This window comes from Tellurirhabdus rosea (assembly GCF_026278345.1).
GTDB classification, from domain to species: domain Bacteria; phylum Bacteroidota; class Bacteroidia; order Cytophagales; family Spirosomataceae; genus Tellurirhabdus; species Tellurirhabdus rosea.
Genome location: NZ_CP111085.1, coordinates 1,946,401 through 1,960,475, shown reverse-complemented (window position 1 = coordinate 1,960,475; position 14,075 = coordinate 1,946,401). Strand labels below are relative to the sequence as shown.

At 60.1% G+C, this 14,075-nt stretch carries 12 protein-coding genes; 10 read left to right on the top strand and 2 right to left on the bottom strand.

Annotated elements, in window-relative coordinates; all coding sequences use genetic code 11:
- Positions 1-109 precede the first annotated feature (109 nt).
- The 10 genes from ORG26_RS08175 (at position 110) to ORG26_RS08130 (ending at position 12,533) form a co-directional block, all read left to right on the top strand.
- Positions 110-2,509, top strand: coding sequence for an ABC transporter permease (locus tag ORG26_RS08175; RefSeq protein ID WP_266368335.1), 2,400 nt, complete (start codon positions 110-112; stop codon positions 2,507-2,509).
- Positions 2,510-2,521: 12 nt separating this feature from the next.
- Positions 2,522-4,909 carry an ABC transporter permease gene (locus ORG26_RS08170; protein ID WP_266368333.1) on the top strand — a complete coding sequence of 796 codons (2,388 nt, stop codon included), beginning with the start codon at positions 2,522-2,524 and terminating at the stop codon, positions 4,907-4,909.
- Between the two features lie 24 nt (positions 4,910-4,933).
- On the top strand, positions 4,934-5,293 hold the full coding sequence (locus tag ORG26_RS08165) for a hypothetical protein (protein ID WP_266368331.1): 360 nt from the start codon (positions 4,934-4,936) through the stop codon (positions 5,291-5,293).
- A 66-nt stretch (positions 5,294-5,359) separates the two neighbouring features.
- Positions 5,360-7,792, top strand: a complete 2,433-nt coding sequence (locus ORG26_RS08160) for an ABC transporter permease (RefSeq protein ID WP_266368329.1) — start codon at positions 5,360-5,362, stop codon at positions 7,790-7,792.
- A gap of 162 nt (positions 7,793-7,954) precedes the next feature.
- Positions 7,955-8,413, top strand: coding sequence for a hypothetical protein (locus tag ORG26_RS08155; protein ID WP_266368328.1), 459 nt, complete (start codon positions 7,955-7,957; stop codon positions 8,411-8,413).
- Positions 8,414-8,426: 13 nt separating this feature from the next.
- Positions 8,427-8,831: a hypothetical protein gene (locus tag ORG26_RS08150; RefSeq protein ID WP_266368327.1), complete on the top strand. Its 405-nt coding sequence runs from the start codon at positions 8,427-8,429 to the stop codon at positions 8,829-8,831.
- Between the two features lie 13 nt (positions 8,832-8,844).
- Entirely contained in the window at positions 8,845-9,723 is an 879-nt protein-coding gene (locus ORG26_RS08145) for a winged helix-turn-helix domain-containing protein (RefSeq protein ID WP_266368326.1), read from the top strand.
- Between the two features lie 111 nt (positions 9,724-9,834).
- Entirely contained in the window at positions 9,835-10,935 is a 1,101-nt protein-coding gene (locus ORG26_RS08140; protein ID WP_266368325.1) for an OmpA family protein, read from the top strand.
- Positions 10,936-10,995: 60 nt separating this feature from the next.
- Entirely contained in the window at positions 10,996-11,373 is a 378-nt protein-coding gene (locus ORG26_RS08135; RefSeq protein ID WP_266368324.1) for an SH2 domain-containing protein, read from the top strand.
- A gap of 128 nt (positions 11,374-11,501) precedes the next feature.
- A complete protein-coding gene (locus ORG26_RS08130) occupies positions 11,502-12,533 on the top strand; it encodes a DUF4097 family beta strand repeat-containing protein (protein ID WP_266368323.1) in 1,032 nt (343 codons plus the stop codon).
- A gap of 97 nt (positions 12,534-12,630) precedes the next feature.
- On the opposite strand, the gene ORG26_RS08125 is transcribed toward ORG26_RS08130, so the two are convergent.
- Both ORG26_RS08125 and fmt read right to left on the bottom strand, forming a co-directional pair.
- A complete protein-coding gene (locus ORG26_RS08125; RefSeq protein ID WP_323134388.1) occupies positions 12,631-13,125 on the bottom strand; it encodes a dihydrofolate reductase in 495 nt (164 codons plus the stop codon).
- Between the two features lie 3 nt (positions 13,126-13,128).
- Positions 13,129-14,025: a methionyl-tRNA formyltransferase gene (fmt, locus tag ORG26_RS08120; protein WP_266369345.1), complete on the bottom strand. Its 897-nt coding sequence runs from the start codon at positions 14,023-14,025 to the stop codon at positions 13,129-13,131.
- Positions 14,026-14,075: the final 50 nt, after the last annotated feature.

Genomic DNA, 14,075 nt, shown 5'->3' with positions numbered 1-14,075 from the left:
GACCGTCGGGATGACGCAGATTCGGGGATTGACCCGGATGCTGCGAGGAGTACTATCCATCATAGTAAATCCCTAAATCTGCGTAATCCAAGTTCAAGACGAAACGACCATGCTGACCAACTACCTCAAAATCGCCCTCCGCACGCTCTGGCGCAGTCCGCTCTACAGCCTGCTGAACATGACGGGGCTGGCGCTGGGCATTGCCTGCTGCCTGCTGATCGCCCTGTACGTGTACGACGAGTGGAGCTACGACCGCTTCCACCGGCATGCCGACCAGATTTACCGGGTGGTGGAAACCCAGCAGCAGGCCGATGGCGAGTACGAGGTAGCCGTGACGCCCGGTCCGCTGGCCCCGACGATCAAAAGCGATTTTCCCGAGGTGGTGGAAGTGGCCCGCTACGGCCGCTGGAGCGGACTGATGAAATACGGCAAACAGGTTTTTGAAGAACCGGCGCTCTATTTTGCCGACAACAGCCTGCTGCGGATGTTCGATTTCCCGCTCGTCAAAGGAAACCTGCGGACGGTCCTGACCCGCCCCGACGAACTGGTGATGACCGAAACCGCCGCCCGGAAGTACTTCGGGGAGGGCTGGCAGCAGAATCCGTCCGTTATCGGCTCGGTGCTACGGATGAACGACCAGCAGAACTTCCGCGTGGTCGGCATTCTCAAAGACGTACCGGCCAACTCGCACCTCCAGTTTGGCATCCTGCTGTCGTTTGAGTACGCCGCCGCCGACCCCTGGAACTACGCCTGGGGCAGCAACAATTTTCACACGTACGTTCAGTTGCGGCCGGGCACCGACGCGGCGGCCTTCCGCGAAAAACTCAAAGGCCAGCTCATTCGCTACAATCCCAAAACCGAAACGAAGCTGGCGCTCCAGCGCATGACGGACATTCACCTGCACTCCCGGTTTGCCTTCAACACGGACAACTGGACGCCGCGGGGCGATATTTTCTACGTCCGGCTTTTTGCCACCGTGGGCCTGATCGTGCTGCTGATCGCCTGCGTCAACTTCATCAACCTCTCGACGGCCCGGTCGGCGCGACGGGCGCGGGAGGTGGGCGTCCGGAAAACCATCGGGGCGTTTCGCTGGCATCTGGTGCTCCAGTTTCTGGGCGAATCGGCCCTGCTGACGGTCGCCGCCGTGGCTGCCGCGGTGCTGCTGGCTTCGGCCCTGCTGCCGCTTTTCAACGAACTGACGGGTAAACAACTGTCGCTGAATTACGTCGGCGGACCGTTCTGGCTGTCACTGGGCGTCCTGACGGTGGCGGTCAGCGTGCTGGCGGGGCTGTACCCGGCCGTATTTCTGTCCGGATACCGGCCTGCGGAAGTCCTGAAAGGCGGCGGGCTGCTGGCTTTGGGTCAGTCCGTGCGGAGCCGGAGGAGCTTCGGGCTGCGGCAGATGCTGGTCGTGGGGCAGTTTGGTCTTTCGCTGGTGCTGATTATCGGAACGGTCTTCATTTTCAATCAGTTGCGGTACATGCAGCAGAAAAGTCTGGGTTTCGAAAAATCCCAGCTGCTGTACGTGCGGATGGGCGGTAACCTCAGACAGCAGGCCGCCCGTTTCAAAGAGGAACTTCTTCGCCAGAGCAGCATCCAGGCGGCCACCACGACGACATCGACGCTGGTGGATGTGGCCAACGAATCGAACATCGCCTGGGAGGGCGGACCGGCGGAGGTCGATTTTCTGGTGACGCAGATGAATGTGGACCCTGATTTTCTGCCGACCGTGGGTATGAAGCTGGCTTCCGGCCGCAACTTCCGGATTCAGGCGGCGGGTGCCGAGCCTTCCTTTCTCGTCAACGAGACCGCCGCCCGCCGGATGGGCTTGACGGCCCGTACGGCCCTCAACAAACGCGTCGAATTCTGGGGAACCAAAGGGCGCATTGTCGGCGTGGTGCGGGATTTCCATTTCCGGCCGCTGAACGTCCCGATTGCTCCGTTCATTTTACGATACGCCCCGGCCGAGCCGTATTTTCAGCTGCTGGTCCGCACCCGCCCGGGACGCACGCCGGAGGCGCTGGCGCAGATTCAGGCCCTGTACGCCCGGTTTGAAAAAGACGCCCCGCTTTCCTACGGCTTTGTCAACGAAGAACTCGACCGGCAGTACCGGGCCGAGGAGCGCACGGGGCAGATCATGAAGTATTTTGCCGGGCTGGCCATCTTTGTTTCGTGCCTGGGTCTGTTCGGGCTGTCGACCTTCACGGCCGAGCAGCGGACGAAAGAAATCGGTATCCGGAAGGTGCTCGGCGCGAGCGTGGCGAGTGTGGTGGCACTGCTGTCGAAGGATTTTCTGAAACTGGTGCTCATTGCCTTTGGGCTGGCCTCGCCGGTGGCCTGGTGGGCCGTGAACCGCTGGCTCCAGAATTTTGCCTACCGGATCGACACCGAATGGTGGGTCTTTGCGCTGGCCGGACTGCTGGCTATTGCCATTGCCCTGCTGACCATCAGTTTTCAAAGCCTCAAAGCGGCGCTGGTGAATCCGGCCAGTTCGTTGCGGAAGGAATAAAACCCGACAACCATGTTTCAGAGCTACCTCAAAATTGCCTGGCGGAATCTGTGGAAGAACCGCGTTTACAGTGGCATCAATGTGCTGGGGCTGGCCGTTGGGCTGGCGGTCTGCGCCTTGATTACCCTCTACGTGGCCGACGAACTCAGCTTCGACCGCCACCACGAACGGTCGGACCGCATCTACCGCGTCGTGCATCACGCATCCTGGAGCGGGCGGGACCTGAATCTGGCCGTTACGTCCGCTCCTTATGCCCCGGCTCTCCAGCAGACGTTTCCGGAGATCGAAAAGACCGTACGCATTCTTACCGAAGGCGGCGGCGTGCTGCAGCACGGTGAAACCAAAGTGGAGTCCGATGACATTGTGTTTGCCGATGCCAGCCTTTTTCAGGTATTCAGTCATCCGTTTCTGTACGGCGACCCGGCGACGGCCCTCGCCAAACCGCAGTCGATTGTGCTGACGAAAAGTTTGGCCACCCGCCTGTTTGCGGATGCAGGCAAAGCCGTGGGCCAGACCGTGCTGTTTGAAAACAACTTTCCGAACCTTGTGACGGGGGTGATCGAAGACGTGCCCCAGAATTCGCATCTGGTTTTCAGCGGCGTCCGCTCCCTGCCGACCGGCTTCACCGACGACTGGCAGAATTTCAGCCTATACACCTACCTGCTGCTCAAACCCGGCGCCGATGCGCCGAAGCTGGCGGCCAGATTTCCGGCGTTCTTCGAGCGTTTCATCAAGCCCGAAATGGGGGACGTCAACTACCGGATGGAATTGCAGCCCCTGACAGCCATTCACCTTCATTCCAACCTTGATTTTGAATACGGCCCGAACGGTAACAGCCAGACGGTAGCTATTTTCAGCCTCATCGGCGCGCTGATCCTGCTGCTGGCGGGCATCAATTACACCAACCTGGCGATGGCTCGCTCGATTATCCGCGTTCGGGAAGTGGGCGTCCGAAAAGCCGTCGGTTCGGCCCGGCGTCAGCTGGCCGAACTGTTCCTGACCGAAACCGGGCTGCTGGTCGTACTGGCCACGGGACTGGGCGTCGTGCTGGCCGAAATGAGCCTGCCCCTGTTCAATGAGCTGACCGGTAAGTCGCTGTCCATCTGGCGGTTTGGGGTTGGCTACAGCCTGCTGGCCTTAACCGGCTTTGCCGTCGTGGCGGGAATCCTCAGCGGAGCCTACCCGGCGCTGTTTCTGTCGGGGGCGCGTCCGGTGATCGCCCTGCGCGGACAGTTGGGAAGTCAGGCCGGTAAGCTGGTGTTTCGGAAAGCGCTGGTGACGTTCCAGTTCGTGATTACCGTTGCGCTCATGGCGGCGTCGGGCATTATTTACCAGCAACTGCGATTTACCCTGACCAAGAACCTCGGCTTCAACAAAGATCAGGTGCTGACGGTCCACCTGAACGAAGAGCGCACCCGGACGCAGATTCCGGCCATCAAGGCGCATCTCCTGGGCAGTTCACTCGTCGAGGGCGTGTCGGTAGCCAGTAATTCGATCGGGAGGAATTTTCTGGGCGGAAACGGTCATTATTTCGAGATTGGCGGCAAAATGAGCGAGTCTACGCGCATTGCCAACGACCTGCAGGTGGACGGCGATTTTCTGAACACGATGGACATCCGGCTGTTGCAGGGCCGCAACCTTTCGGACAAAACCCCGGCTGACCGCCAGAATGCCGTGCTCGTCAACCAGACGCTGGCGAAGGCGATGGGCTGGACAAATCCCATCGGGCGGCGCGTGCGCTCTTTTCGGCAGGATACGCTGATCGAGCGCCGGGTGGTGGGGGTCGTGCAGGATTTTCACCTCAATTCCCTGCAGCACAAAATCGAGCCGCTCCTGCTGCAACTTCCGGCCAGCGATAACGAGCAGGACAACCTGTACATCCGGATTCGGGCGGGGCAGGCCGAGGCGGCTCTGGCCGTCATCGAAAAGACTTACCACCAGTTTGAGCCGGGCGGGGTGTTCAACTATCAGTTCCTGAACCAGAATTTTGCCCGGCAGTATTCGACGGAACAGAAGCAGGGCCGGTTGCTCCAGGTGCTGACGGCCTTGGCCATTTTCATCGCCTGTCTGGGCCTGTTCGGGCTGGCGGCCTTCACGGCCGAGCAGCGGACGAAAGAAATTGGCGTCCGCAAGGTGCTGGGTGCGTCGGTGACCAGCATCGTGGTCATGCTCAGTAAAGACTTTCTCACGCTGGTCGTTATCGCCGTTGTCATTGCCTGCCCCATAGCGTGGTACGGCATGACTCGCTGGCTGCAGGACTTTGCCTACCGGATCGACCTTGCCTGGTGGATGTTTGCGCTGGCGGGTGTGCTGGCTGTCGTTGTCGCGCTGCTGACGGTGAGTTTCCATGCGGTGAAGGCGGCGCTGATGAATCCGGTGAAATCTTTGCGGGCGGAATAACGGACCCATACTTCTATACTGACTATGAATAAGCTTTTAACCCTCATTTGTGCCGCCCTGCTGACCATCGCCGCGACAGCCTGCAGCGCCCTGAAGTCGGACCTGACCGTTCGGCCCGGCAAACAATTCGAACTGGGCGGAAACCGCAACGGAGCCTTTACGGCCCAGGTCCGAAACGTCGGTTCGGTGGCCGTGCAGGTGACGGAGCGGCTGGCCGACGGCCGGCGCGTGTCCCTGGGGACGTTCGGCCCCGGCGATCAGAAAACAATCCGCTTCGCTGCCGGGTCGGCGGCTTTGATCGATAATACGGCTTCCAAACCGGCCCGCCTGCTGCTTGTGGTGACGGGCGACAAGGATCTGAGCATGAGCGAACTCGGCAGGTAAAGGCGTAGTCCTCCTGAAAAGCTTACGGAACAATGCCTTGACTTTAGTTTAAAATCCAAAAGCATTATGCTTTACAACTACCTGAAAATCGCCTTCCGCAACCTGTGGAAAAACCGCGTCTTTACGTTCGTCAACGCGGGCGGACTGGCGCTGGGCATCGCGGCTTTCGTGCTCATTCTCGAATACGTGGCCTTCGAACGGAGCGTCAACCAGTTCCATACCAACCTGCCGACGCTCTACCGCCTGACCGGCCAGAATCCGGAAGGAGAGACCTGGACCGACATGGCTCCGGCCGTGGCGCCGCTGGCCCGGCAGACGTTTCCGGAGGTGCGCGCTTTCTGCCGGATTGCCGAAAGCGCGGCCAAAGGCATCGTTTCGCTGGAGGGCGAACGGGGCCAGCCTTTGCGCTCTTTCCGGGAAACGGATATTGTGTATGCCGACGCCAGCTTCTTTACGCTGTTTTCCTTCCCGCTGCGGCAGGGCGAGGCTTCGGCGGCGCTGGTGCAGCCCAATACGGTGGCCCTCTCCGAATCGCAGGCCCGCAAGTATTTCGGCAACGACCGGGCACTGGGCCGGACGCTCGTTCTGAACAATCAGTTCGGAAAAACGACCTATACGGTCACGGCGGTGTATGCCGATATGCCCGCGGCTTCGGATTACCAGTTCCAGATGGTGCTGTCGCTGCAAACGCTGGCTAACCCTGCCAACCTGAACGGTAACGGCTGGGCCCGCCTCGACGGCTTCGACGGAGCCTACCTGACTACCTTCCTGCAACTGACCGAAACGGCCGACTCCGACGTACTGGCCGGGAAATTCAACGAACTGAAAAAGCAGCGCAATGCCTCTGACGACAGCGTTTTTGGGCTGCAACCCGCCGCTCACATCCACCTGGCGGCTTCGCTCGGTGAGACGTACCCCACCACGGGTAGCCTGGCCTTTGTCTACCTCCTGACGGGCATTGCCGTCCTGATTCTGGTCATTGCCTGGTTCAATTACATCAACCTGTCGACGGCCACGGCCCTGAAACGGGCGCGGGAAGTGGGCGTGCGGAAAGCCATCGGGGCAGAGCGCAGTCAGCTTGTCGTGCAGTTTATGGGCGAATCGCTGCTGCTGAACGGAGTGGGTCTGCTCTTGGGGCTGGCCCTGGTGATTTCGCTTCAGAACGTCTACAACCTTCTGATCGAGAAAGACCTGTCGCTCGCTACGCTCCGGCACGATTCGCTCTGGCTGGCGGGACTGGCGCTGGTGCTGGGCGGGGCGGTGGGTTCCGGCATTTATACGGCTCTGGCCCTGTCGTCGTTCAATCCGGTGCAGACGCTGAAGGGGCTGTACGGCGGAGTGGGGCGCGGGGCGCTGCTGCGAAAATCGCTGGTGGTGTTTCAGTTTGGGATTTCGGTCGCACTCATCATCGGGACGCTGGTGCTTTACCGGCAGTTGCAGTTCATGCAGACGCAGGAGTTGGGCTTCGATCCGAAAAATCGGGTGGTCATCCGGTCGCCGCAGGTTGGGTCGAGCGAAATCCTGAACACCCGCTGGGCGGCGCTCGGGCAACAGCTCGAACAGCGGCCGTTTGTCCGGAGCTACGCCCGGACGGGCATTACCCCCGGCGCCTATTACAACTTCTCGACCAACGGAATCACGCGGCCCAATCCGCGTCCCGGCGACGAGAAGAAAGTGTACTCGATGGGCATCGTGGACAACCGATACCTGCAGACGATGGGCATCGCTCTGGCGGCGGGGCGCAATTTTACGGATGGCGAATGTGAAAAAGAATGGGAAACCAGCGCCAAGGTAGTCATCAACGAAGCCGCCGCCCGGCAGCTGGGCTTTGCCTCGGCCGAAGCGGCGACGGGGCAATTCATCAACTGGGGACAAGCGTACGAAATCGTCGGGGTCATCAAAAACTACCACCACCAGGGCCTGCGGCAACCGATTGAGCCGATGATTCTGCTGCCCCGGACCTATGCCGGAGATCTGATCGTGGAACTGACGACCGACCGGAAGGAAAACCTGGCCCAGCTGGAGCAACTGTACCGGGCGGCTTTTCCGGGCAACCCGTTTGAAGCGTTTTTTCTGGAAGAAAATTACATCCGGCAGTATCGGAGCGAACAGCAGTACAGCATCGTCTTCACGGCCGCATCCGCCCTGGCCATTTTCATCGCCTGTCTGGGCCTGTTCGGGCTGGCGACTTTCATGGCCGAGCAGCGGACGAAGGAAATCGGCATCCGCAAAGTGCTGGGAGCCTCGGGCACAAGCATCGTGACGCTGCTGGCCCGGGATTTCCTGAAACTGGTGCTCATCGCCATCATCATCGCCTCGCCGCTGGCGTGGTGGGCGGCCCAGCGCTGGCTGCAGGACTTCGCCTTCAGGACCGACCTGAACGGCTGGATTTTTGCCGCTGCCGGTGGGCTGGCCGTGCTGATTGCGCTGCTGACGGTGAGCTTCCAGGCGATCAAGGCCGCGCTGGTGAATCCGGTGAAATCCCTGCGGACGGAATGAATTTCCCGGCAGGCTGAGGCGGAACAACGGTTCTGCGCCCCCGGGGTGCAGAACCGTTGTTACTTCCAAACTTTTACACTTCCTTTACATTCTTTTACAATTGGTAGCCAACGGCTTAGGGCCGGGCTTGTACTTTTGTTACATCACTAAACGTTGACTACGATGAAAACACAGGTATGCCTGCTCCTGGTCGCCCTCAGTGCCTGGCTGACGCCGACGGGTGAAGCGAGGGAGGTGACGGAGTCCAGCCCGACGACCGTGCTGCTGGACGGGAGACCGCTGAACGATGCGTCTTTTTCCATCAGAAGCCGGGGTCGGCTGAGTATTATCTCCGGCAGTTCCGGCTCGTCCGAAATCAGCCGGATTCCGTTCCGAATCTACCTTCAGCGGCAGGGTTCGGTCATTGCCTCGGGGGCTTCGAACCCGACCCAACCGGTGACTGATGTCGAGGTATCGACGGTGCTCCAGCTGGCGGTACCGGGAGACCAGCTCACCATCGAACCCGTGGGACAAAACCACCTCCGGGCCAAACGGGTCCTCAACGTGATTTATTACTACGACTGGCTTTCGCTGCCTTTCAAAAAGCGCTCTCAGACGTTCAGAAATAACGATGGCTGTTAAGTTGAAAAGACGAATGAACACACGCCTGACACTCCTTTTGCTGGGAACGCTGCTGAGCACGGTTTCGCTCGCTCAGTCATCGTTCCAGCATTGTTCTGCGGCCTTTGTGAGCGGGCGGATGCTGGTTGACCAGTACTCGCCCAAAGGGACCTGCCGGTTGAACACGAAAGCCAACGGCGAACTGAGCGTCTGGACGATCAACGCCACCGACAAAGAGACCAAAGCCGTGAGCCGAATTCCGTTCAAGGTGGCCATCCGCGACAAGGACACCCAAACGCTGCTGCTGTTTTCGAACGACAGTTTCCGGCAGGTGAATATCCGCAACGTGCTGACCAAATGCCGGAAAGGCGACCGCATTGTGCTTCTGACGCTGGACCGGCAATACGCTCTGCCGCATAACGAAATTCTGGTCGAATAGCCTTTGAGAATCTATGAGCAGATTACTGACTTTTTCGGTATTGGGGATTATCAGCCTGCTGGCGGTCGGAAACACCTGGCAGACGCCGGAAGCCGACGTTCGTTTTGCCGAAAAAGTCAATCTGGCCCTGCGGCGCACCGCGCATCACCTGCTGGTGGCCGCAGGCGACTCCACTTCCCGGATTCCGCCGGTTCAGGAGCCCGAACCCCGGACGTTTACCATCCGGATAGACCGTTCCCTGGACTACAACCGCCTGCCAAACCTGCTCCAGGAATCGCTGAAACGCCACGACATCCGGCAGAAATACGATGTGTCCTTGCTTGACTGCGGGCGGAATCAGCTGCAACTGGGCTATAGTTCGCTGGACCTGCTGAGTGGAAAGCCGGTGCCCTGCGTCGACCGCTACCACCAACCGGGCTGTTATGTGCTCAAAATAAGCTTTGAACCTGCCGGTTCGCCGGTCCGGTCCGCCGGTTTGTGGTGGGGGCTGGCCGGTGTTTTTCTGCTGGGCGTGGGCGTTTACAGCCTCCGGAACCGTTCGGGAGGCCAGGTGAATAAAGAGAAAACAGCCCCGGCCGGGGAGGCGAAGAAGTCCGTTCAGTTCGGCCAGTCCAGTTTTGATGCCACCACCCAGACGCTGTATGTCGGCGCGCAGGCGCACACCCTGACGTACCGCGAAGCCAAGCTGCTCGGGTTCTTTCTCGATCATCCCAACCAGGTAGTGGGGCGGGAAGCGATTCTGAAGGCCGTCTGGGAGGACGAAGGCGTGACCGTAGGCCGCAGCGTGGACGTGTTTGTGTCGCGCCTGCGCAAACTGATGCAGCACGATTCGTCCCTGCAAATCAAGGCCGTACACGGAGTCGGTTACCGGTTCGAGGTGGCCGCCTCGTAAAGGCGCAGAATTTTTACGTTTCTTCCTCCGGACGCGCCCGCGTCCCTACTTACCGGCCTACATAATTCCTTGATTTTGTGGATTTTTGTTTTAAACCTAATCCACAACGTTATGAAAGCGGTACTTGGTCTGGTGGTAGGAATCGGGTGGCTGGCGAGAACGGCCCTGGCGCAGACTCCGGCCCCCAAAGTCAGCGGCGACGGCCTGAAAGCGGAGTATTTCGCCGGGCCCAACTTTGAACGGAAGGTCCTGACCCGGACCGACCCCTCCGTCAATTTCAACTGGAACTGGCAAAGCCCCGGCCCCGGCGTGCCCCGGGAGTACTTCTCGGTGCGCTGGACGGGCAAACTCTACGCCCCAACGACCGGCGCCTACCGCTTCAGCGCCCTTGTGGACGACGGCATCCGCGTCTGGGTCGGCGGCCGGAAGGTCATCGATGAATGGCGCAAACAGGACGATACCGAATTCGTGGGCGAAATAGTTCTCACCGCCGGAAAAGCGTACGATTTGCGGGTGGAATATTACAACGACTGGAAAGGCAGCGTAATTTACCTATTCTGGGAAACGCCCGAGGACCGCAAGGCCCGTTCGTTTTTCAGCAACAGCCGACCCGACAAGCCCATCCCCTCGCAATACCTGTTCAGTTCGGCCGCGCGGCTCCCGGTCAAGGCCGCGCCCAGACCGGCCAGAAAAGCGGTAGCCGCCGCCGCTCCGGCTCCCAAACCTCCGACGATAGCGGGCGCCCCGGCTGTTGCGGGCCGCGAATCCCGTTCTCCGATCCGGGCGGCGCAGCCGGTGGTGGCAAAAGCGGTCGCCAACACCCCGGCGATGGCCCCGCCCAAAGCACCGGACGTTTTTACCAGCCTCAATCCCGGCAGTACGCTGGTTCTTAAAAGCGTCCTGTTCGACCAGAGCAGCTACCGGCTGCTGTCGGGTTCGTACGAGGAACTGGATAAGCTGGTCCGGACGCTGGCGAAAAATCCGGATCTCAGCATCCGCATCACCGGGCATACGGATAACATCGGCGACGCCCGCCTGAACCGGGCACTTTCGGAGAATCGGGCCAAAGTGGTCATGAATTACCTCGTTCAGCACGGCATCGCGGCGGACCGGCTGGAGGCGGCGGGCCTCGGCGGGGCGCAGCCGGTCGCGGATAACGGGACCGAAAGCGGGCGGGCGCAGAATCGCCGGGTGGAATTTACGGTTAAATAAAGCCGGGCATTCCAACCCAAACGCCCGGAAAGGTGTCCAGCAGAAAAAGACATCAGAACCATGAAAAAGTTTTCGTACCGCGTGCTGATGGGCCTCTTTGCCCTCATCGGATGCCAGCAGCCGGAGGCGGGTGAGCCCGAATCCCAGGCGGCCGGCGAATACACCGCCACCGTGATCTACCAACTTCCGGCCGACGGCTGTTCGTGGCACCTCCGGATTCAGGAGGGCGAGCAGTCCCGCCTGTTTGCCGCCACAGAAGCGTCGGAAAAGAAGCTTGTTGATTTTGTCGAGAAAAATGGCCTGGGACCGGACGGGACCAGCCGCACCCCGGTCGTGGTGAATCTGCAGCCGACCAGCCGCAAGCGCGACATCATCTGCGGATGGGGCTCAAAACAGACCCTGGACGAGGCCGAAGTGCTGTCCATCCGGGCGAAGTGAACAGTCCGGTGATGAGGGGTTTGTTCGGGCGTTTTGGGAGGGTGGCGATGGAGGAGGAACATTTTTTTTACGGTAAGCAACATCCAGGTTACTTTCCGCATCTTTCCACCAACTAACAGCCAAATACAATGAAACACTTCCAAACCACGCTCGTTGCCCTTCTGTTCTCCTCGACCGTCTTCGCCCAGAACGACCGCGACCAACCCTACAGGACCCAGAATTTCTCGGGAAACATCAACACCGTGCGCGTCCAGACTTCCGGCGGCAGCATTACCGTCGAAGGGGGCCAGGGCAGCGGGGCCAAAGTCGAAATGTTTGTGCGGGCCAACAACTGGAACGACAAACTCGACAAGGCCGAAATCGAGGACCGGCTGAAAGATTACGAAGTGACGATCGCCACCGAAGGCAACACGGTGGTGGCCTCGGCCAAACGGGTTCGCGACCAGAACGACTGGAAGCGCAGCCTGAGCATTTCGTTCAAGGTCTACAGCCCGAAAGCCGTCACGACCGACCTCAAAACGAGCGGCGGCAGCATCCACATTGCCCACCTGAACGGCCAGCAGAACTTCTCCACCAGCGGCGGCAGCCTCCACCTGACGGATGTCGAGGGCACGGTAAAAGGCCGCACCAGCGGCGGCAGCATCACCGCCGAAGACTGCCGCAAAAACATCGAACTGACCACCAGCGGCGGCAGCATCACGGCCCGCAACTCCAGCGGCGACCTGCGGCTGCGGACTTCGGGCGGCAGCATCAAACTGGATGACCTGAAAGGGCAGATTGAAGCCCGGACGAGCGGCGGCAGCATCACGGCCGAAAACATCAACGGCACGCTGAATACGGGTACCAGCGGCGGCAGCATCCGCCTGCGAGACATTGCGGGCAGCATCCGGGCCGAAACCAGCGGCGGCGGCATCGAGGCCGACATTACCCAACTGGGCGAATACGTCCGGCTCTCGACCTCGGCGGGCAGCGTCCGCGTCCGGATGCCGATGAACAAAGGCATGAATCTCGACCTCAGCGGCAACCGGGTGTCCACCGGCTCGCTGTCGAAATTTGACGGCTCGATGGAACGCGACCGGGTCAAAGGCCAATTGAACGGCGGCGGCATCCCGGTCCAGATTTCGGCCAACAGCGGCAGCGTGTATCTGAATCAGAATTAAGTTCGCCCGTTTTCATTTACTCAAAGATTATAAATGCTAACAGCCCCCCGTTGAAACGGGGGGCTGTTTTGTTCGCCCCGATGGGTCTGTGTGGGCGCTAGGTCCGTTCCCAGACCACAAAATCGAACGGTACGGCGTGCCGGGCATCGGCTTCGTGCGGCCTGCGGCTGACTTCCTGCCACTCCGATTGATTGACTTCCGGAAAAAACGTATCGCCCTCGAAGGTTCCTTTGACTTCCGTCAGGTACAGGCGGTCGGCCAGGGGCAGGGCTTGCCGGTAAATTTCCGCGCCGCCGATCACAAACGCTTCCCCGTCGCCGGTTTTTCGGGCTTCGTCGAGGGCTTTTTCCAGTGAATCGACGATAATGCATTCCGCCGGTGCTTCAAAATCCGGCTGGCGGGTGATGATAATGTGCAGGCGGTTGGGCAGCGGCCTGCCCAGCGATTCCCACGTCTTCCGCCCCATCAGAATCGGGTGGCCGGACGTGGTTTGCTTGAAATACCTGAAATCGTCGGGCAGACTCCAGACCAGGTCGTTGTCCTTGCCGATGACTTTATTTTCCGAGATAGCGGCAATAAGGCTGATAATCACAGGTTACAGTTTATTTCCCCTAAAATATTCCTCTACCGTCATTTTTCGCTTGCCTTCGGCCTGAAGTTCCTCCACCACCAGCCAGCCGTCCTGCGTCTTGATGTGCAGAAACCGCTTGTTGTCGGTATGGGCCTCGCCGGGTTCGGCCCGGAAGTCGGAGGCGTCGGCGTGCGAGACGGCGTAAATCTTGAACGTTTTGCCGTTGATTTTCGTCCAGGCGGCCGGATAGGGCGACAGGCCCCGCACGAAGTTCCGGACGGTTTCGGCGGGCTGGTACCAATCGATTTCGCAGGTTTCGCGGTGAATCTTCGGCGCCATTTTCAGGTCCTCCACCGGCGGCTGCGGAATGCGCGGGTACTCGCCCGCTTCGATGGCCCGGACCGTTCTGACCACCAGATTCGCGCCGCGCACCATCAGCCGGTCGTGCAGGCTGCCCGCGGTATCGCCGGGGTGTATCGGTTCGGTTTCCTGGAAAATCATCTGGCCGGTATCGATCTCTTTTTCGATGAAAAACGTCGTCACGCCGGTTTCGCGTTCGCCGTTGATGATGGCCCAGTTGATGGGGGCGGCCCCCCGGTATTGCGGCAGCAGCGAGCCGTGCAGGTTGAAGGTCCCGATGGTGGGCATGGCCCAGACGACTTCGGGCAGCATCCGGAAGGCGACGACGACCTGCAGATCGGCCCGGTAGCCCTGGAGTTCTTCCAGAAAGGCCGGGTCGCGGAGCTTTTCCGGTTGTAAAACGGGTATCCCAGCCGCTTCAGCGGCTTTTTTCACTGGCGAGGGCGTCAGCTGGAGGCCCCGACCCGAAGGCCGGTCCGGCGCCGTGACGACCGCCACCACATTCCGCCCGTCGTTCAGCAGTGTCTGAAGGCTGGCCACGGCGAAATCGGGCGTACCCATGAAGATAAGGCGTAAATCCATTTTTTCAGTTTTCAGTTTTGTGTTTCCAG